The sequence below is a fragment of the Pseudomonas sp. FSL W5-0203 genome (genome assembly GCF_001896155.1).
Taxonomy (GTDB): Bacteria; Pseudomonadota; Gammaproteobacteria; order Pseudomonadales; family Pseudomonadaceae; genus Aquipseudomonas; species Aquipseudomonas paracarnis.
Window position 1 is genome coordinate 118,103 of record NZ_MPOR01000014.1, and the last position, 18,183, is coordinate 136,285.

The 18,183-nt window shown below is 61.2% G+C and carries 19 protein-coding genes; 9 read left to right on the top strand and 10 right to left on the bottom strand.

The features are described 5' to 3' along the window. The first annotated feature begins 58 nt into the window (after window positions 1–58). The 5 genes from BOP96_RS15015 (at window position 59) to BOP96_RS15035 (ending at window position 4,550) form a co-directional block, all read left to right on the top strand. The gene (locus BOP96_RS15015; protein ID WP_003188211.1) at window positions 59–367 is read left to right on the top strand and encodes a MazG-like family protein; all 309 of its coding nucleotides are present in this window, start codon (window positions 59–61) and stop codon (window positions 365–367) included. After that, a complete protein-coding gene (locus BOP96_RS15020) occupies window positions 360–1,109 on the top strand; it encodes a methyltransferase (RefSeq protein WP_073453188.1) in 750 nt (249 codons plus the stop codon). The genes BOP96_RS15015 and BOP96_RS15020 overlap by 8 nt, the downstream gene beginning before the upstream one ends. Before the next feature lie 23 nt (window positions 1,110–1,132). Beyond that, on the top strand, window positions 1,133–1,735 hold the full coding sequence (locus BOP96_RS15025) for a DUF4136 domain-containing protein (protein WP_014716740.1): 603 nt from the start codon (window positions 1,133–1,135) through the stop codon (window positions 1,733–1,735). 44 nt (window positions 1,736–1,779) lie between these two features. Further along, window positions 1,780–2,337 carry a DUF4136 domain-containing protein gene (locus BOP96_RS15030; protein ID WP_014716741.1) on the top strand — a complete coding sequence of 186 codons (558 nt, stop codon included), beginning with the start codon at window positions 1,780–1,782 and terminating at the stop codon, window positions 2,335–2,337. 266 nt (window positions 2,338–2,603) lie between these two features. Then, window positions 2,604–4,550 carry a pilus assembly protein TadG-related protein gene (locus BOP96_RS15035; protein WP_032904910.1) on the top strand — a complete coding sequence of 649 codons (1,947 nt, stop codon included), beginning with the start codon at window positions 2,604–2,606 and terminating at the stop codon, window positions 4,548–4,550. Between the two features lie 162 nt (window positions 4,551–4,712). Here the strand turns inward: BOP96_RS15035 and BOP96_RS15040 are convergent, their stop codons facing one another. Continuing rightward, the gene (locus BOP96_RS15040) at window positions 4,713–7,463 is read right to left on the bottom strand and encodes a PAS domain-containing sensor histidine kinase (protein ID WP_073453191.1); all 2,751 of its coding nucleotides are present in this window, start codon (window positions 7,461–7,463) and stop codon (window positions 4,713–4,715) included. Continuing rightward, window positions 7,460–7,897 carry a TadE/TadG family type IV pilus assembly protein gene (locus tag BOP96_RS15045; protein WP_003188217.1) on the bottom strand — a complete coding sequence of 146 codons (438 nt, stop codon included), beginning with the start codon at window positions 7,895–7,897 and terminating at the stop codon, window positions 7,460–7,462. The genes BOP96_RS15040 and BOP96_RS15045 overlap by 4 nt, the downstream gene beginning before the upstream one ends. A gap of 71 nt (window positions 7,898–7,968) precedes the next feature. Here BOP96_RS15045 and BOP96_RS15050 point away from each other — a divergent pair, with 71 nt between their 5' ends. Next, the gene (locus tag BOP96_RS15050) at window positions 7,969–8,472 is read left to right on the top strand and encodes a prepilin peptidase (RefSeq protein WP_014716746.1); all 504 of its coding nucleotides are present in this window, start codon (window positions 7,969–7,971) and stop codon (window positions 8,470–8,472) included. Window positions 8,473–8,543: 71 nt separating this feature from the next. After that, window positions 8,544–9,329 carry a response regulator transcription factor gene (locus BOP96_RS15055; RefSeq protein ID WP_073453193.1) on the top strand — a complete coding sequence of 262 codons (786 nt, stop codon included), beginning with the start codon at window positions 8,544–8,546 and terminating at the stop codon, window positions 9,327–9,329. Between the two features lie 47 nt (window positions 9,330–9,376). On the opposite strand, the gene BOP96_RS15060 is transcribed toward BOP96_RS15055, so the two are convergent. From BOP96_RS15060 to cpaB, 8 genes are read right to left on the bottom strand one after another with little or no spacing between them, the layout of a single operon-like run. Then, entirely contained in the window at window positions 9,377–9,646 is a 270-nt protein-coding gene (locus BOP96_RS15060; RefSeq protein WP_003188221.1) for a DUF3613 domain-containing protein, read from the bottom strand. A 10-nt stretch (window positions 9,647–9,656) separates the two neighbouring features. Then, window positions 9,657–10,382 (bottom strand): tetratricopeptide repeat protein, encoded by a 726-nt coding sequence (locus BOP96_RS15065; RefSeq protein ID WP_019818344.1) that lies wholly within the window; start codon window positions 10,380–10,382, stop codon window positions 9,657–9,659. 10 nt (window positions 10,383–10,392) lie between these two features. Then, window positions 10,393–11,280: a type II secretion system F family protein gene (locus tag BOP96_RS15070; protein ID WP_019818343.1), complete on the bottom strand. Its 888-nt coding sequence runs from the start codon at window positions 11,278–11,280 to the stop codon at window positions 10,393–10,395. Between the two features lies 1 nt (window position 11,281). After that, window positions 11,282–12,163 (bottom strand): type II secretion system F family protein, encoded by an 882-nt coding sequence (locus BOP96_RS15075; RefSeq protein WP_073453195.1) that lies wholly within the window; start codon window positions 12,161–12,163, stop codon window positions 11,282–11,284. Window positions 12,164–12,172: 9 nt separating this feature from the next. Beyond that, window positions 12,173–13,444 carry a CpaF family protein gene (locus BOP96_RS15080; protein ID WP_014716751.1) on the bottom strand — a complete coding sequence of 424 codons (1,272 nt, stop codon included), beginning with the start codon at window positions 13,442–13,444 and terminating at the stop codon, window positions 12,173–12,175. Then, the gene (locus BOP96_RS15085; protein ID WP_019818342.1) at window positions 13,441–14,634 is read right to left on the bottom strand and encodes an AAA family ATPase; all 1,194 of its coding nucleotides are present in this window, start codon (window positions 14,632–14,634) and stop codon (window positions 13,441–13,443) included. Before BOP96_RS15085 ends, BOP96_RS15080 begins: the two co-directional genes overlap by 4 nt. Continuing rightward, window positions 14,631–15,836, bottom strand: a complete 1,206-nt coding sequence (locus tag BOP96_RS15090) for a type II and III secretion system protein family protein (protein WP_014716753.1) — start codon at window positions 15,834–15,836, stop codon at window positions 14,631–14,633. The genes BOP96_RS15085 and BOP96_RS15090 overlap by 4 nt, the downstream gene beginning before the upstream one ends. Before the next feature lie 19 nt (window positions 15,837–15,855). Next, the gene (gene cpaB / locus BOP96_RS15095) at window positions 15,856–16,800 is read right to left on the bottom strand and encodes a Flp pilus assembly protein CpaB (RefSeq protein ID WP_038448732.1); all 945 of its coding nucleotides are present in this window, start codon (window positions 16,798–16,800) and stop codon (window positions 15,856–15,858) included. A gap of 336 nt (window positions 16,801–17,136) precedes the next feature. Between cpaB and BOP96_RS15100 the strand changes: the two genes are divergently transcribed. Both BOP96_RS15100 and BOP96_RS15105 read left to right on the top strand, forming a co-directional pair. Then, complete coding sequence (locus BOP96_RS15100) at window positions 17,137–17,334, top strand: Flp family type IVb pilin (RefSeq protein ID WP_073453197.1); 198 nt, start codon at window positions 17,137–17,139, stop codon at window positions 17,332–17,334. Between the two features lie 53 nt (window positions 17,335–17,387). Continuing rightward, entirely contained in the window at window positions 17,388–17,792 is a 405-nt protein-coding gene (locus BOP96_RS15105; protein WP_073453199.1) for a response regulator, read from the top strand. The last annotated feature ends 391 nt before the right edge of the window (window positions 17,793–18,183 follow it).

Below are 18,183 nucleotides of genomic sequence, written 5' to 3' on the forward strand. Positions count from 1 at the left end.
GCCTGGGACGCTCCGCGTCCCGTCATGGGGTAAGCTATACCCATTCAGGAGCCCGCGCATGAACCTCGAACACCTCACCGAACGCCTGCACCGCATTCGCGATACCAATGACTGGAAACAGTTTCACAGCCCGAAAAACCTGGCCATGGCTGCCAGCGTGGAAATGGCCGAGCTGGTGGAAATCTTCCAATGGCTCACCGAAGACCAATCCCGCCAACTGCCCGCCGATAAACTCGCCCATGCGGGCCAGGAGGTCGGTGATATCGTCCTGTACCTGCTGCTGCTGTGCAGTGAACTGGGCCTGGATATGAACGAAGTGGTGCGCGCCAAACTGGCCGATAGCGAACGGCGGTTTGCCCATGAGTGATCGTCATTTCGACCAGTTGGCCACGCGCTTTGCCGAAAAAATCTACGGCGGCGCCAAAGGCGCGATTCGCCTGGCGGTGCTCCAGGCCGACCTGGTAGAAGCCTTGCCGCAACGCCCATTGCGCGTGCTGGATATCGGTGCAGGCCTGGGGCATATGTCGCTGTGGCTGGCCGAGCAGGGCCACGAGGTAACCCTGGCCGAACCCGCTGCGCCGATGCTTGAAGGGGCGCGTCAGCGCTTTGCTGACGCCGGCCAGACCGCGGCCTTTATTCATGCACCGTGGCAGGACTTGCTCGGCCAACTCACCGAGCCTTACGATCTGGTGCTGTGCCATGCCGTGCTGGAGTGGTTGGCCGAGCCCCACGCCATCCTGCCGGTGCTGCACCAACTGACGCTGCCGGGGGGCTGGTTGTCCCTGGCCTTCTACAACCGTGATGCGTTGATCTACCGCAACCTGCTCAAAGGCCACTTCCGCAAAATGCGCAAGAACGACATGGCCGGCGAAAAGCAGAGCCTGACGCCGCAACAACCCCTGGACCCACGGGAGTTGGCGACGCAACTCGAAGGGCTGTGGCAGGTCGAAAGCCAAAGTGGCGTGCGGGTGTTCCACGACTATATGCCGGTGGAATTCCAGGCGCGCGCCAACCTGCAGGACTTGTTGGAGATGGAGCTCGCTCACCGTCGTCACCCAAGCTTTGCCGGGCTTGGGCGATATTTGCACTGGATCTGCCGCCCGGTTTAAGCGGCCCAGCGTGGGAGGTCGACATGCGTCGTCTCGGTTTAATCCTGTTGTCTTTAGGTCTTGGGGCTTGTTCGAGCCCCAACCCTTACGTCGCCAGTTCGGCACCGATGCCGCCGGCGCCCGCCCAGGCAGCCACTACCTTTGATGCCAGCGCTTACCCCGCGCCGGTACGCGACTATGGCGCCTACCGCAGTTGGGGCTGGCTCAACGGCCAGTTGCCGGCGGGTACGGCCTGGGCCGATTCGGCGCAGATTGCCGAGGCGGTCAGCAGCGCTCTCGACCAGCGTGGCTTGCGTCCCTTGCATGACAAGCGTGCGCCCGACCTGCTGGTGAGCGCCGATGTACGCCTGGAAAAACGCCTGCGCCAGGTCCAGGATGATTACGGGTATGGCTACGGTGGCTACAACCGTTATGGCAATGGTTATGGCATGTACAACAGCGTGCCGGTGGTGCGTACCTATGAAGTGACAGTGGCCGTGGCGCGTATCAGCCTGTTCGATGCGCGCACCCGCCAGCCGGTGTGGAGCACCAGCGCCGAAACCACCAGCCAGGGCAGCCTGAGCGAACGCGCCGATAGCTTGCGCAAGGCGATGCAGAAGGCAATGGCCGCCTATCCGCCCAGTTAGCAGCTATTCTCATTACAGGCCCACGTTGTTTTTTGGAGAACACCATGCTTCGTCGCATCGCTGCACTTGCTGTTGTCATGTTGCTGGGCGGTTGCCAGAGCAACCAGGTCAACCATGATTTCGACGCCAGCCGAGACTTCGGCGCCTATCGCAATTGGGCCTGGAAAGACCCGGCGTTGCAGTACCGTCCCGATGACCCGCGAATCAAGAGCGACCTCACCGAGCAACGCATCCGCCAGGCCGTGGGCGAACAGCTGGATCAGCGCGGTTTGCGTCCTGCGGCGGCGGGTACCAAGGCAGACCTGAATGTGCAGGCCTATTTGATTGTCGAAGACCGCCAGCAGCAAGTCACCACCAACTATGGCGGTGCCTGGGGCGGCCCGTGGAATGGTTATTGGGGCGCGCCGATGTACAACGAAACGCGCAATATCACCTACAAAGTGGCGACCATCCAGATCGACCTGCTCGACGGCAAGGACGGCAAACTGGTGTGGCGCGGCAGCGACGAACAAATGATGGCCAGCACGCCAAACCCCGAGGATCGCAACAAGGCCATCCGCAGCACTGTGACCAAGATCCTCTCCAACTACCCGCCGCGCTGATCACCCCCTCTCACCCCTGTGGGAGCTGGCTCGCGAAAGCGGTGTGTCAGTCACTGCTTCAGTTACTGCACTACCGCTTTCGCAGGCAAGCCAGCTCCCACATTTGATCTTCAGTGTTTTGAGCATAGCGTTCGCTTAGCTGAGTTGTATTAGGGGGCCGACATTCTGGGCATCTCCGCCAGTCGCCAATGTGGCGAGTTGCCAGCAACCTGTCGAAGCCTTGTCTACACTCCAGTGCAACGGAGAGTTAGCGCAGGAGTGCTTCGATGTCTCCCCGATTCGGTTCCAGGCAGCGTGGTGCAATAGGCTTGATGGCGGCAGGCACCTTGGCCTTGGCTCTGGTGTTCACGTTGCTGGCGGTCGACAGCGGGCGCTTGTATCTGGAAAAGCGCAAGCTGCAATCCGTCGCCGACACCTCGGCGTTGGAAGCCGCTGGTCTGGGTGGCCAGTGCGGTACCAACACCACCGCGAACGCCTATGCCACGCAAAATGCGGCGCGCAACGGTTTTGTGGTCGGTAATGGCAGCACCCTGGCGGTGACATGCGGCACCCTGGCGACCAACGCCCTCAACACCCGTGTGTTCAGCGCCGATGCCACCAAGAGTGACGCAATCCGCGTGGTGGCCTCGCGCACCGTCCTGACCAGCATCGCCAATGGCCTGTGGAACCTGTTCAGCGGCGCGCCGATCAACCCGCAGATCAACTTGAGCGCCACCGCCGTCGCGGCGACACCGCCGCCCGTGGCGCAGTTGTCGATCCGCAGCAGCCTGGCCAGCGTCGATTCAGGCAAATCCCCGCTGCTCAACCTGGTGATCGGCAACCTGCTCGGCGGCAACCTTTCGCTCACGGCGGCGGGTTGGAACGGCTTGCTGCAGACCAACGTCAACCTGCTCAGTTACCTCGACCAACTAGCGATCAACCTGAACGTGAAGGCCGGTGACTACGATGCCTTGCTCAGTACCGCGGTCTCGGCGACTCAACTGATCGACGCTGCTGTGAAGGTCTTGCAGAAAAACGGCGCGGCGGCCACGGCGGTCATCAATGACGTGATTTCGATTCAAGCCATTGCACCTAACAGCAAGCTGTTAACGGTGGGAGACCTGGTCGACATCGCCACCGGCACGCCGACAGCGGCGCTGAACAGCAACGTGCAGTTGTTTCAACTGCTGGAAGCGGTAGCGCAGTTGTCCAGTAGCAAGAATGCGGTGAGTGCGGCGGCGCAACTGAACATTCCGTTGGTCGGTAACGTTTCGATCCAGACTAAAGTGATTGAGCCACCGCAGCTGTCGGCGATTGGCAATCCGTTGTTGGCCAAGGAAGGTTTGAAAAAGAGCCCGCCGACCGATCAGATTTTTGTACGCACTGCGCAAGTGCGGACTTTGGTGTCTGTTCAACTGCCCGTGCTGAACGGTATCAATGGATTGACGTCTGCGGTCTCCGCTATAACGACGCCGGTGACAGGTGTCGTGAATAACTTGCTGCATTTAAACTTGGTGAGCCTGCTGGATCCACTCTTGTGCCTGATTTTAAAGCCTTGTGACCATACGGATGTTCAGTTGTTGAGCGGCCTGGACATCAATATCGAGGTGGCGAGCGCGAAGAGTCATGTCACGGATTTCAATTGTGCGAGCAATGCGGCGAAATCACTGACCGTTCAGGTTGAGACTGCGCTTGCAGATGTGTCGGTAGGGAAAGTGGATCCGGTACAGGCATTTTCCTCAGCAGTGGAAGCTGATGTGAAACCAGTAGCACTTGTTGATATCGGTGTGCAGACATGCAAGGGAATATTCGGCTGTGGCCCACGTAAGGCTGGTGTAGGTGGGAGCTTATCCTTATCGGTTGTTCACGCAAAGGTTGGCGGGGGGGAGCAAGCTCTAGTGTTTTCTCCAGTCAACGATATGAATCTGACACCCACTTATAAATCTGTTCCTCCCTCGACAGAAGTGGTCAAAGGATTGGTCAATACCTTAGGGGCTATTCAAGTGAATTACGTTCCCCCAGCCGGAAGCTCTCCGGGTGGAATCCTGCCGGCGGTCTCGGGTTTACTCTCCACCATCACCAATACGCTGGTCACCGCGATCAAAAGCGTATTGTCGCCAATACTAGACCCGATTGTGGATGGCTTGCTCAGCGCCTTGGGCATTAACCTGGGCAACGCCGAAGTCGGCGCCAATCTCACCTGCCATATGGGCCGGGCTTATCTGGTGATTTAGCCTGTTGGTCTATCTGACGCACCGCGTTCCAAATGTGGGAGCTGGCTTGCCTGCGATAGCGGCCTGCCAGTCGACACAGTTATACCTATACCGAATACATATCCACCTGCGGTAACGGCCGCTTAGGGTTCCGCTTTTACAGCGGCTCGCTTCGCATCGTGGTTAGCTGATTGAGTTCTGCGCGATGGGCAACTCAACGCAAAATTTCGCACCAGCCTCGCCATTGCTGACGCTCAGCCGCCCGCCCATATTTTCCACAATCCCATAGCTCACCGAGAGCCCCAGCCCGGTGCCGACGCCGATTGGCTTGGTGGTAAAGAACGGTTCGAAAATCCGCTCCAACAGGCGCGGGTCGATCCCGCCGGCGTTGTCTTCAACCCAGATACGCACATGGCGGCTGTCGTGCTCGCTGTGCAGGGCAATCCAGGGGCGCAGGGCAGGGTCTTTTTCTCGTTGGCTGAGCAATGCGTCACGGGCGTTGACCATCAGGTTGATCAGCACCTGCTCCAGCTGGTCGACATAGCCTTTGACCTGCACCGAGAAGTCCGCAGGGCTGATGCGCACGTCCACACCTTTGCCGCGCAGGCCTTCGCTGAGCAGGGACAGAGTGCCTTCCAGCGCCTGTGCGGGGTCGAACGGTTGCTGCTCGATTTCCGAGCGGCGGCCGAACACGCGCATATGGTCGACCACCCGTGCTGCACGTTGCACCTGGGCGTCGATGCGCTGGAGTTTTTCCGTGAGGTAGTCGATTTGCACATCGCCATTGCCCAGGCGCTTGAGCACGTTGACGACGGCCATGTGCATCACGTTCAGCGGTTGGTTGATCTCATGGGCCAGGCCGGTGGCCATTTCGCCGAGGGTGGCCATTTTCGCGCTTTGGGTCAGTTGCTGCTGGGAGCGGCGTACTTCGGTGTTGTCGCGCCCCACGGCCTGCACCTCGATCAGGGCGCCTTGTTCATCGAAGACGCCACGGTCCGACCACACCCACCAGGCATGTTCGCGCCCCGGCAGTTGCAGGCTGATTTCCGCCGTGCTCACCGGGAATTCCGGGGTCAGTTGCTGGATGCGCTGTACAAAGGCGGCGCGTTGTTCATCCGACAGCCACTGGCCCAGGTCGATGCCTGGCAATTGCTCGGGCCGACATTCCAGGTAATTGGCCAGCGGCGTGTTGCCGAAGGTGAGGATCAGGTCGGGGCGGTAGCGACAGATCATCGCTGGCGAGTCTTCTACCAGGATGCGGTAGCGTTCTTCACTTTGGCGCACCTGCTCGGCGGCCAGGGTCGCTTCGGTGACGTCCAGCCACAGGCCTACGGCTTCCACCGGCAGGCCGAGGTCGTCGCGCAAAAGCTTGGCTTCGTCGAGCAGCCAGTGGTAGTTGCCTTGTTTGTCGCGCAGGCGGTAGCGGCTGCGCACGTTGCCTTCGCGCAGCAGTTGGCGGGTGCGTTCGAAGTAGCGTTCTCGGTCGTCGGGGTGAATCAGCGCCGCCAGGGTGTCGTGGTTGCAATCGGCCAAGGTCCAGCCCAGCAGCGGCAACAGGCTGGCGCTGAAAAACGCCGGGTGCAGCGCGCCGTTGACGTAGCGCTGCACATAGATGACGGCCGGTGAGCTGGCGATCAGGTTGTCCAGGCGCGCATGGGCGGCGGCGGCTTGCAGTTGCTGGTTCTGGATGTCGCTGATGTCGAGCATGAAGCCGATCCAGCGCCGTTCATTGCCGGCGCCCAGCACTTGGCCTTGTATGCGGTACCACAGGGGCGACTGCTCAGGCTCGGTGCGTTGCAGGCGCACGCTGGTCAGCAGTGGCTTGCCCAGGGCTTGCAGGTCTTGCAGGCGGCTGTCGAGGGCCTGGCGGTCGGCGGGGTGGATAAGTTCGAGCCAGGTGCCGAGAGGTTGGCGGGTGGGGCCTTCGTCCAGGCTCAGGTTGCGCAGCAATTGTGGCGCCAGCTGGATCTCCTGGGTGGCGGGCAACAGTTCCCACCAGCCAGTGCCGAGCAGGCCTTGCAGGGCTTCAACCCGTTCCAGTTGCTGGTGGTGACGCTGTTCGCGCAGGCGGCCCAGCAGCGGCGCGGCGAGTGCTGCGCACAGGTTCAGCCAGTCACGCTCGCCGGTGTGGTGTGCCTGGCCGTTATAAAAACCACACAGCAGCCACGCGGCGGCGCCATGGCTGTCGCGGTACGGCACCAGGAAGCCGTCGGCATTGCCAAATACACCGTGCAGGCGCGGGTTGTCGCTGCGCCCCTGGACAATGTCCAGGCTCAGTGGCGTGTTGCCGTTGATGCTGTCCAGGCTGGTGCCCAGGTGTTGCCCGGTTTGCCATAAGGCCGGGGCGTCGTGGGCGGCGTAGTGGCTGTAGATGCGCCAGCCCTGGTCATCTTCGTCGAGCAGTGCCATGGCGACGCAGGGGATGCGCCAGCGCTGGGCCACGCTGCGCAGGTGTTCGCTGAACACCTGGGGTAAGCGGTTGATGCTGCACACGCGCAGCTGTTCGCTCATCAGGGCGGCGAGTTGGTGGTTCTGTTCGCGTTGCTGCACCCGTACTCGGTCGGCCAGCAGGTCAGTGATGTCCAGCAGGTGCAGGGCCCAGCCGTCACCCTCCGGCTCGATCCAGCCGCGGGTATGCAGGACCTGGCCGGCAGCGCCCTGAAAGTCGAGGTCCAGGCCGTGTCGTTGCCACTCCTGCGGCGTGCCCTCGACACTCCGCGCGCTGTCGGCACACAGCAAGGTCTGCAAGGGCGGGTTGGGCGCATTGGCAAGATGCTGGGCAAGTAAAGGCTTCAAGGTGCCCGAGATGTTCAGCACCCGACCCAGGTTGTCCAGTTGCACTTGCAGGCCCGGCGCGGGTGCTGCTGGCGCGTCCAAGGCCAGGGCGCTGGTGCGCCCGCGCAGGCGTGCGAACAATTTATCCCCCGTCGTCAAAACTGAAGGCTCGAGGTAGCAGTGAGGTTGGTGGGCAGGTTGGGTACGGTGCCCACCCCGGGCAATACCAGGGCCGGCAAGACCGCTTTGATATTGGCCGAGGGGTAGGTGATCTTCACTGTCAGCAAATTATTGGTGTAGGTGGCGGTGATATAGCCGGGCAAGAATTTCAGTGAGCCGGGGATCCAGTTCAATTGGGCCTGGGCGGCATCCTTGGCGCGTTGCACCACCAGGGCCGAATAGCCTGCGGTGCTGGGGTCCAGGGACACACTGCGGCGTACCCCTTCAGCCGCCGCCTGGTGAAATGACTGCATCAACAGCAATGGCAAGCTGTAGCTGAGCATGCCGTAGAACACCGCAAAGAAAATCACGAAGACCAAGGCAAACTCGATCGCCGCAGCACCTTTTTGCTTTCTCGGGAGGCTCGATTTCATGACTGCGTCTACCCTGAGGCGAGTACTTGATATCAGCATAGAATCATTCAGCCAAAAGGGATGTTTTTTACGTGATCCAGACGCTAGTGATTGTGCTGTGGTTGGGCGTATGTGCCGTGCAGGATATTCGCCAGCGCCAGATTGCCAATACGCTGACCCTGGGCGTTGGGCTGCTGGCGTTGATCTACCTGCTGTGGGCGGGGTCGACGTGGCTGGGCGCGCCTCGCAGCGAGGGGGGGCTGGCCTTGGCCTTGGCGTTGGTGCTGACTTTGCCGGGTTATGCGTTGGGCCGCTTTGGCGCGGGAGATGTGAAGTTGCTCGCCGCCCTGGGGCTGGCCTCCAATATCGAGTACCTGCTGGGGGCGTTGATCGGTGCGGGCATCGCCATGGTGGCCTGGACACTTATGCATCAAGGGCTTAGCTCAAACCGCGTTGAACGGGGAGGGCAAGCGTCAACAAAACAGCCTTTTGCGCCCTTCGTTTTGACAGGTTTTGCCGGCAGCTGGTTTTGGATCCATCAGTCGCGCGAGTTGATTAATGCTATGTACATAGTCGGAAAGTACGTCTACGTTTAATCAGGAGTTGTGTAGGAATTTTCGTCAGAAAGGATAGGTCATCATTTGGCTTGCCAGGCATGGAGTAGCGCGTGAACAAGCTTACGTCCGCAGTAAAAGTGCTCGTAGTCGACGATCAACCCTTAATCGTAGAGGAGCTCTGTGAATTTCTTGAAAGCAGCGGGTACCGTTGTGTCCCGTGCGAGTCCAGTGAGCAAGCTGTCCAGCGTTTCAAGGAAGACCTTCAGATCGGTTTAGTGCTGTGTGACCTGCATATGCCGGACATGGACGGCATCGAGCTGGTGCAGGCGCTGCAACGCATCGCCGGCAAACATCGCGCGTTCGAAGCGATCATGCTAACCGGGCGCGCCGACAAGCAGGATGTGATCAAGGCCCTGCGTGCGGGCATCGCTGATTACTACCAGAAGCCGATCAACCTCGATGAATTGCTCGAGGGCCTCAAGCGCCAGGAAGTGGCATTGGAGGAGCGGCAGAAAGACCTGCAGCTGGGCACGCTCAACCAGAAGCTGCAGTACCTGTCCGAATCCATCAACGACTTGTATATGGACTTGGACAAGGTGCGCCGAAACCCGACGCCCCAGTACCATGACGGGGACCCTTCGGCCGATGAAGCCGGGCCGTTGGAGATCCCGGCGATCTTCAATCAACTGTCACCGCGCCAGTTGGATGTGGCCCGCCTGGTGGGCAAGGGCCAGACCAACTACCAGATTGCCTGTGAGCTGGGGATTACCGAGAACACGGTCAAGCTGTATGTGTCCCAGGTATTACGCCTGACCCATATGCACAACCGCACGCAGTTGGCGCTGGCGTTGTCACCGAACAACTCGGCGATGCGCCAGCGAGTAACGGCGCACTAGCACCGCCCCCTGTAGGAGCGAGCTTGCTCGCTCCTACAGGGGGGATTTTATTTGCTGCCCTGCGCAGTCCCGCCTACTTTCTGATCAAAAAACTCCGGGATTGGATGCTTGTTGCTGTCCAGCCAGCGCTTGAGCGCCTGTTCGCGTTCTGCCGGCGTGGTTTTTTGCGGGTTGGCCGAGGCTGCACGCCCGCTCAGTTGCAGCGCCATCCAGTTTTCCGTTTCTGCCTGCCGGGGTGAAGATGGCCCCGCTTCGATGGCCGAAGCAAGGAGGGGCAGCGCCAGGCAGGCAAGGCCGGCAAGGTGGTGGAATTTCATCATCGACTCCCTATTTCACAGAGGCCGGCAGCGTGTCGCTGACCGCCGCTACCTGATCTTTGACTGGACGCTGCGGTGCCGTGCCAGCCTCCTTGAGGTGTTGCGCCCGTGCCTGGGCCCGGGTCACCTGATCAGGGCTCAACCCGAGTTGGCCGACCACTTTCGCGGCCTGCTCCCAATTGTCCTGATAGATCAACAAGGTCACCAGGTTCACTGCCGCCAGTTGATCGCTTTGCTTGAGCTCGATGGCGGTCATGAATTCAAAGCGTGCGTCGTCCAGGCGCCGTTGATCGAGGTACACCACGCCCAGGTCATTGCGGATTTTTTCGTCGGTGGGCGCCAGCCGTGCCGCACGTTGCAGGTGAGCCATGGCCTGGCCGTTGTCGCCCTTGGCCGATGCCAGTTGCCCCAGGCCGTGCTCACCGTCGGCGGCCAGGCAGGTGCCCAGCAGGCTGCGGTACAACGGCTCGGCGTCAGCACGGCCCAGCAAGCGATAGGCACGGGCCTGGCGTTGACGAACCTGGGGCAGGGTGCTGGGCAGGTTCTGCAGGTTGGCGAGGCTGGCGTGCAGCTTGCCTTCGTTGGCCATGTCATCGGCCAGGTTCAGCGACAGCTCCTGGTCGGCGCTGGGCTTGGGGCAACTGCCCGGCGCCAGCAACCCGGCCCACGGAACCTGGCCATTGCTGGCACAACCGCCCAGCATCAGCAGGCTCAAGGCGACGATCAGTGGTTTCATGGCAGGCTCCTCAAAAATTATTCAAGGCTCGGGAGATGGCGATCATGGCCGGCCCCCCCAGCACGATCAGCAAGGCGGGAAACAGGAACACCATCATCACCACGGACATCTTCGCGGACATCTTCGAAATGTATTCCTGCAGGCGGGTCAGGCGGCGGTCGTCGAGCAACTGCTTGAGGGCCAGCAGGGATTTCATCGCACCGCCGCCTTGGTGTATCAACTGTTGAAGGATGATGCAGGTGTCGGTGAACTCATCCACGGCCAGCAGGCGTGCGGTCTTGCCCAACTCTTCGGACAGCTCCAGACCCGAGTCGACCCTTGCCAGGACCAGCCGCAGTTCATGGGTCAGGTCTGGCAGCAAGCGCTGGGCTTCGGTGCTCAACACCCGCAGCGATTGCTCAACTGCCATGCCGGATTCGAACAGGATGCGCAGCAACGGAATGAAGGTGGAAATTTCCCGAGCGATGCGCTCCTGGCGGTATTTCGCGCTGAGGGCCAGGATGCGTTTGGGCAGCAGGTAACCGATGCCCAGGGCAATTGCCGGGGCAATCCAGGGCGAGCCAGCATGGGGGAACAGCAGTTGCTGGCCGAGCAGGGTCAAGCCCAGTAGCACGATGGGCACGCCGATCTGGAAAGCCGCAAACATGGACCGCTGGTTGGCTTTGCGCCAGCCGACGCGGTTGAGCAGGGTCTGGGTTTCGTTGTCCAGGCTGACCGAGCGCTGGGCCACGGCGCTGGCGCCCAACTGGCGCATCAGGCTGCCGAGTTTGTCCTCGCGGGTCAGTTGGCCTTGCAGGCGTTGGCTGACCAGGCGTTGACGGCGCTTCTGCTCCAGCAGGTTGCCGACGATCAAGGCTACGGCGGCGAGCGACAGCAGGATGCAGATCAGGATGGCCATCTCAAATACTCCGCAACATGCGCCACATGACGAAGGTGCCCGTGATGTCGAGCGCCACCGCGGCCAGCAGCAGGTAGCGCCCTGTACCGTCGTTCCACATGCTCATCAGGTAGCCGGGGTTGACCATCAAAAAGTAGCCGACCATGGCGATGGGCAAGCCCGCCAGCACATAGGCGGTCATGCGCGTTTCGCCGGTCATGGCCTTGAGTTGGCGCGCACCCTGTTCGCGCTCGCGGATCATCTTGATCAGGTTTTCCAGCAGCTCGCTGGCGTTGCCGCCGTAGCGGTGGTTGACCTTCAGGCCCAGGGCAAACAGGCGGAACTCATCGCGTTCGTAAAACTCGGCAAAGTCGCTGACCGACTCCGGCAGGCTCACGCCCATTTGCACGTTACGCTGGATGCGGCTCATCGCCTGTTTGAGCGGCGCTTCGGTGCTGTCGATCGCACCCAGCACAGCGTCCGCCAGGGTGCGCCCAGACTTGAGGCTGCGCACGCTGTGGTCCAGCAGCTGCGGCAATTGTTCGACCATGCGCTGCACTCGCCGTTGGTAGCGCCAGGCGATATACACCCGCAACAGCAGCGGCGGCAGGATCAGCATGGCCAACAGTCCCAGCCCGCCGGCCAGCAGATAGCCCAGCAACATGCCCAGCGCCCAGCCGCTTAACCACAAACCCAGGCGGTCGGTGGGTTTGCCCAGGCCGGCGCGCTGGAACATGCGCTCCAGCGCGACCCAGCTGCCGTTCGGCTCCTGGGCTACCGGCTGGCCATCGGAGAGCCGCTCCAGCACCCGATCGGTACCGGCCTGGCGCAGCCCTCGCTGGAACAGCCAGACGGACAGGCTGATCAGCAGGATGCAAATGAGCAGCAAGACAAGTCCGGTCATAAGCCCTCTCTACAACGGCAATGCCGATTCACGCCGCAGCTTGTCGCCGGCCGGGTTGAGCGCTTCGCGCAGGAAGCCAAAACCGGTACGGCGGTCGAGGCGGAACAGGGTGTTGGTGACATACACGTCGTCGCGCACGCCCACCACTTCTACCACCTCGCTGACGCAACGGCGCCCATCGGGCAGGCGCGTCAGTTGGATCACCACATCCAGTGCGGCGCAGATCATCTGCCGTAGGGTTTTCTCCGCCACCACACGGCCGGTCAGACCCACCAGGGTTTCCAGGCGCAATAGCGCGTCCTGGGCATTGTTGGCATGCACCGTGCTCATGGAACCGTCATGGCCGGTGTTCATGGCCGTCATTACGTCGAGCACTTCGACGCCACGGATCTCGCCAAGGATGATGCGGTCCGGGCGCATCCGCAGGGCGTTGCGAATCAGGTCGCTGGCCTTGACCTCGCCATGCCCCTCGGCATTGGGCGGGCGGGTTTCCAGGCGCACCACGTGGGGGTGGCCCAGCTGCAGCTCGGCCACGTCTTCGATGGTGACCAGGCGTTCGTGGGGGTTGATCAATTGGCTGAGGATATTGAGTAGCGTGGTCTTGCCGGTGCCTGTGCCGCCACTGATGAGGATATTGCAGCGCTTGCCCACCGCTTCCTGGAAGAACTCGAAAATAGGGTGGTCGATGGTCTGCATCGCCACCAGGTCGCTGCTCTTGAGCATGTCCTTGCGAAACTTGCGGATCGACAGGCAGGGGCCGTCCAGGGCAATCGGCGGGATGATCGCATTGACCCGGCTGCCATCTGGCAAGCGCGCATCGACCATCGGTGACGACTCATCCAGGCGCCTTCCAAGGGGCGCGAGAATGCGCTGCATGACGCGTTCTACATGGTGCGCGTCGATAAAACGCAGATCGCTCTGATGGAGTACTCCGTCACGCTCGATAAACACCCGGTGCGGGCCGTTGACCAGAATCTCGGTGATCGACACATCGCGCAGCAGCACTTCCAGCGGGCCGAAGCCAGTCAGCTCGTCGACGATTTCCTCGGCCAGGCGCTCCATTTCATAGCGCGAGATCGCCAGGTGCATGCGCGTGATGTATTCGGCCACTTTGTCGATGACAAATTGCGCCAGGGATTGGCGCGAGCCTTCCAGCAGATTCTGGCCCGACTCTTCGATGGCATCGATGATGTAGCGATGCAGCACCAGTTTCAGGCCATCATGGTCGTTGTGCGCGGCGCTTCCACGGGCCGGGGCGCCGAAGAGTTTTTCGCCGTTCATCGACTCGCCCCCAGCAGGCGTTCGAACCAGCGTGTCGAGGGTTTATCCAAGCCTTCGGTACGTTTGGCCAGGCGCTCGCCCAGGTGACGCAGGGCTTGGGTCAAGGCTTCGCGGGGGGCCAGGGTGAACAGGCTTTGCCCCTGGTTTTTGGCGTTCAGGCGCACTTCTGGGCTCAGGGGCAGCACGGCGATGCACTCCAGGCCGAAGCTTTTTTCCAGGGCTTCGGTGTCGGGGGCACAGGCTTTGATGTAGCGATCGACGAGCAGCTTGGCATGGTCGAGCTTCATGCCTTTTTCGCGCCACAGGTTCAGCACCGCCAGGTTACGCCGACAGTCGAGCACGCCCTGGTCGGTGCACCACAGCAACTTGTCGCAGTGGCTGACAAAGGTACGCAGGGCTTCGCTGTCCGCTTGCCCGGTGAGGTTGACCACGATGTGCTGGAAGTGCTGGCGCAAGGCGCTGAGCAACATGTACAGCTCGGCGGCGCTGGTCATTTCCAAGGGTTCATCGCTGGCGGCGTAGGCAAGGATCCGCAGGCCGTCGTCGGTGCTGGTGAAGGCGCTGTTGATGAGCGTGGCGTCCAGGCGGCGCAGGTGGCGCAAGGCGTCGCCGAAATTGAAGGTGCTGTCCAGGCCCAGCAGCGCCAGGCTGTCGCCCCTGGGCAGGCCGAGGTCGAGCATCAGCGTCTGCTGGCCGCTTTTTTGCACCACCATCGCCAAGTGGCTTGCCAGCAAGGCGCCATCGGTGTTGCCCTGGGCACCGTAGAGCACGGTGAGGCCGCCGAGGTGGGCGTTCGGCGCGGTGGGCGGCAAGCGCTTGCTCAGGCGCCGCACCAGCCCGGCCACTTCGCTGGAGCGCGAGCCATAGGCGACAAAATCCCGCGCACCGGCACGCATGGCGTTGAGCACCAACTGGTTGTCCATGCCGTCGCCCAAGGCCACCACCGCCAACATCGGCTTGGCTTCCAGGGCGCCTTCGATCAAGGCGCTCTGAGCCACCAGGTGTTCACGGTCCAGGCCCACGAACACCAGGTTGGCGAAGGTCACGTCCACCAGTGCCAGCAATTCATCGAGGCTGCCGCCGCCCACGCTGATCACTTGGCCAAGGGGCGCCAGTGCACCTTGGAGCCATTCCAGGTCGGTGCTGTTGCGGGTGATTGCCAGGAAGGTCTGGCTCAGGCTATCGCTCATTGGGAAAGTCCGCTGCGACGGTCGAAGTTGCCGTTTTCCAGGAAGAACAGCCGGAACCAATTCGGGTCATAGGTGCGCAGTTTCTCGCCGGGCAGCGACGGCAACTGCGCATTGGCAGCCAGTGGCTGGACCAGATGCGGCGTGACAATCATCAGCAGTTCTTTTTCTTCGCTGTTGATATTGGAGTCGCGGAAAAACGCACCAAGGATCGGGATATCGCCCAGGCCCGGGAGCTTGGCGATGGTGGAGCGGTTGGTGCTGCTGATCAGGCCGCTGATCACAAAGCTTTCGCCATCGGCCAGTGACACACTGGTGTCGGTGCGTCGGACGGTCAGGGCAGGCACCTGGATGCCCTCAATCCGGATCGCGTTGTTGTAGTCCAGCTCGCTGACTTCCGGGGCGACCTTCAAGGCGATGCGGTTGTGGTCGATGACCGTGGGCGTGAGGGTCAGGCGAATGCCAAACTCCTTGTACTCAATGGTGATGGTATCGCTGCCGGCACTGGGCACCGGAATCGGCACTTCGCCGCCGGCCAGGAAGGTTGCGCTCTGGCCGCTCATGGCCACCAGGCTCGGGCGTGCGAGGGTGTAGGCGAAGCCACTGCTTTCCAGGGCGTTGATCAGCGCCTTGACCCGGCCACCGCCAAAACCGATGTTGAAGCTGTCAGCGCTCACCGGCAATTTGAAGATGCCCTCTGAAGGGGACAGCAAGCTTGGGCTGCCGAGGAAGAAATTGTTGCCCATGCCCAGGATCTTGGTGCTGGCTTCCTTGAGCTTGGTGCGGCTGACCTCGACGAAGCGAATATCGGTCTGCACCTGGCTGGGCAGCGTCGGGTCTTCGGAGGGCGACAGCGATTGGCTGGTCAGCGCCGAGGTGGCCTTGCCTTTAACGAACACCATGCTCTGACGCGGCGTGGTCGAGCAGCCGGTCCACACCATCAGGCTGGTGGCACCGCTGCCGACACCGGTGAGCAGAAAGTGGCGGTCGCCGTTGACCCGCACGTCGGCGATTTTCGGATCGCCGATAGCCAGGCGTGTAATCGCTACCGGCGATTGCAGCTCGGTCTGCAAGCCTTCGCCCACCTCGATCACAGCGGGCAGTTGGCCCAGGGTGTTGCAGTTGCCCGATGCGCCCATCGCCATGCCCAGGGGCAGGCACGGCAGCATCAAGGCCAAGGCCAATTGAGCGTAGCGTTGGCTCATTCAAGGCATCCTTGTTCAATCAGGGGGTAGGTTGTGCCGCCGCCGCGCCGCGAATCACTTCGACGCCCCGACGCTGGCCGGTGTCGGCCACCGCGGGGGTGATTTTTTTTGGCGGGCCGCTGAGGGCCAATTGGGTGAATTGGTAGAGGTCGCGGTTGGCGCTTTGCACCTTGTCCGGGGTGTCGCTTTCGCCGGCCCAGTAGCGGCTGAGCAATTGTTCGTCGGCACTGCGCACGGCCAGGCGCAGCGTGCCGGCTTGGGAGGCGAGCATCAGCCGGCTCAGCAAGGGTTCGGGCACCGCCAGCACCACACTGCGCGCGGCAGTGCGGCGTTGGGCAGCCTGGGCGCGTTCTTCGGCGGTGGCGGGTGGCGGTACGGCCGGGGTGCCGTCGTTGGCCAAGCCCAACTGGTCGCCGACGCTGAGCAGGCGAATCGCTGGGATGACCACCTGCGCCGACTGCTCGGCATTGGCATTGTCCTGGCGCAAGAACAGCAAGACATCCACGTAATCGCCGGGGCTCAACTGGCCACCGGCACCGATGACCTCATCGACGGCGACGGCCAGTGCGCGTTCGTTTGTACGAATCATGCGGGCCAGGGGGCCGCCGGCGGTGAAGCTCTCATCATTGAGCCAGGTGCCGGCACCCAGGGCCCGCAAGGGCGTGCGGCCGATGGCCTGGTCAACGCTGGTCAGGCTGCCAGCCGGCACGGTGCGCAGTTTTTCCACGGCGACATCGGCAGCGGTGAGGGGCACAAAAGGCGCAACCGCGTGCACCAGCACCACGACCGGCTGGCGGGTCTGGTCTTCCACGACAGCAACGGTTTTTTCAACGGAAATGACAGGTGCTGGCGAGGGCGCTACGGCGGGTGCCTGCGGACGGCTCAGCACCAGGCCCCAATACCCTGCAACCAGGGCTCCGATAAGCAGCAAGCCAGCCAGGACCATGCTGATACGACTGTTCATGACGGCGCTCCCTATCCTGTTGCACTGCTTTTATTCCCGTTAATCCAAACGAGTTAAATTCGCAACTGGGCTGTGATGAACAACTAACGATTTGGCTATTTGAAGGTAGCCCAGCTAGGACAAATTGCCATTACTGAATGAAAAATTTATCTGCGCGGTTAAAGCGGGGGCTGTAAATAACGGATTTGTGGGGCTGGCGCGGCGACTAATACTTTATGATTAATTCGTTCTTACAGTTGTGAGTGTTAAATTTGTTGACAATGCTCTAGTGGCACACGGCAATCATTGTGCGGGCCAGCTGTATCGGCGCTTTGTGGCGCATGAAGGAGATCTCATATGATCCTTGACCTGTTCTTGAAATTTTACATTCACGCTCAGTTATTCCTGCGCCGTAGAGACGGGGCGTCGGCCATTGAATATGTGATTATTGTGGCGATAGTTGCGTTGGTTATCGTTGGTTTCGGTTCCGAGATTGGGGATAAGATAAAAGGTATCTTTCAAAAAATCTCCGATGAGCTGCCGGCTGCGACTTAGCTGTGATTGCTGTACGTATCTGTTCCGGTGATTCTTTTTATCAGGTACCGCCCATGACCCACCCTTCGTCATCCCGCCAACAAATCCTATTGGTGGATGACGAGGAGGATGCGCTGACCGAGTTGGCCGAATCCCTCGAAAACGAGGGATTCGTCTGTTTTACCGCGACCTCCGTCACCTTCGCCTTGCAAGAATTGACACTTCACCCCGATATCGCCCTGGTCATCACCGATCTGCGCATGCCCGAGGAAAGCGGTATCTCCTTGATCAAGCGCCTGCGCGAACACACCTCACGCTCGCATTTGCCTGTGATCGTCATGTCTGGTCATGCAGAAATGGACGATGTCAGCGATATGCTGCGCTTGCAGGTGCTGGATCTGTTTCGCAAGCCGATTTACCTGGCTCGCTTGCTCGATACCCTCAATAGCCTGTTTCCCCTCTCTACACCTGGTCGGTAACGGACCGGCACCGCTTATTAAATGTGGGAGCTGGCTTGCCTGCGATAGCGGTGGTTCAGTTAAAGATTCATTGACTGACACACCGCCTTCGCGAGCAAGCCCGCTCCCACATTTGGCTCGTGGGGTGCCAGGCACTTAGTCGCCGACTGTCCGGCCCTCATCGCAGGCAAGCCAGCTCCCACCGTTTGATCGCGGGGGCTCAGGTAGAGAGGTTTCGGCTGTCAAGCCGCAGGGATCTGTCGGGCACTGATTCTGTGAGCAACACAGACCCCTTGTGGGAGCTGGCTTGCCTGCGATAGCGGTGGCTCAGTTAAAGATTCATTGACTGACACACCGCCTTCGCGAGCAAGCCCGCTCCCACATTTGGCTCGTGGGGTGCCAGGCACTTAGT

Bases quoted from the DNA above. Each gene is read 5' to 3' on its own strand.
- BOP96_RS15015 (WP_003188211.1), top strand. From the start codon at position 59: ATGAACCTCGAACACCTCACCGAACGCCTGCACCGCATTCGCGATACC.
- BOP96_RS15020 (WP_073453188.1), top strand. From the start codon at position 360: ATGAGTGATCGTCATTTCGACCAGTTGGCCACGCGCTTTGCCGAAAAA.
- BOP96_RS15025 (WP_014716740.1), top strand. From the start codon at position 1,133: ATGCGTCGTCTCGGTTTAATCCTGTTGTCTTTAGGTCTTGGGGCTTGT.
- BOP96_RS15030 (WP_014716741.1), top strand. From the start codon at position 1,780: ATGCTTCGTCGCATCGCTGCACTTGCTGTTGTCATGTTGCTGGGCGGT.
- BOP96_RS15035 (WP_032904910.1), top strand. From the start codon at position 2,604: ATGTCTCCCCGATTCGGTTCCAGGCAGCGTGGTGCAATAGGCTTGATG.
- BOP96_RS15045 (WP_003188217.1), bottom strand. From the start codon at position 7,897: ATGAAATCGAGCCTCCCGAGAAAGCAAAAAGGTGCTGCGGCGATCGAG.
- BOP96_RS15060 (WP_003188221.1), bottom strand. From the start codon at position 9,646: ATGAAATTCCACCACCTTGCCGGCCTTGCCTGCCTGGCGCTGCCCCTC.
- BOP96_RS15065 (WP_019818344.1), bottom strand. From the start codon at position 10,382: ATGAAACCACTGATCGTCGCCTTGAGCCTGCTGATGCTGGGCGGTTGT.
- BOP96_RS15070 (WP_019818343.1), bottom strand. From the start codon at position 11,280: ATGGCCATCCTGATCTGCATCCTGCTGTCGCTCGCCGCCGTAGCCTTG.
- BOP96_RS15075 (WP_073453195.1), bottom strand. From the start codon at position 12,163: ATGACCGGACTTGTCTTGCTGCTCATTTGCATCCTGCTGATCAGCCTG.
- BOP96_RS15080 (WP_014716751.1), bottom strand. From the start codon at position 13,444: ATGAACGGCGAAAAACTCTTCGGCGCCCCGGCCCGTGGAAGCGCCGCG.
- BOP96_RS15085 (WP_019818342.1), bottom strand. From the start codon at position 14,634: ATGAGCGATAGCCTGAGCCAGACCTTCCTGGCAATCACCCGCAACAGC.
- BOP96_RS15090 (WP_014716753.1), bottom strand. From the start codon at position 15,836: ATGAGCCAACGCTACGCTCAATTGGCCTTGGCCTTGATGCTGCCGTGC.
- cpaB (WP_038448732.1), bottom strand. From the start codon at position 16,800: ATGAACAGTCGTATCAGCATGGTCCTGGCTGGCTTGCTGCTTATCGGA.
- BOP96_RS15100 (WP_073453197.1), top strand. From the start codon at position 17,137: ATGATCCTTGACCTGTTCTTGAAATTTTACATTCACGCTCAGTTATTC.
- BOP96_RS15105 (WP_073453199.1), top strand. From the start codon at position 17,388: ATGACCCACCCTTCGTCATCCCGCCAACAAATCCTATTGGTGGATGAC.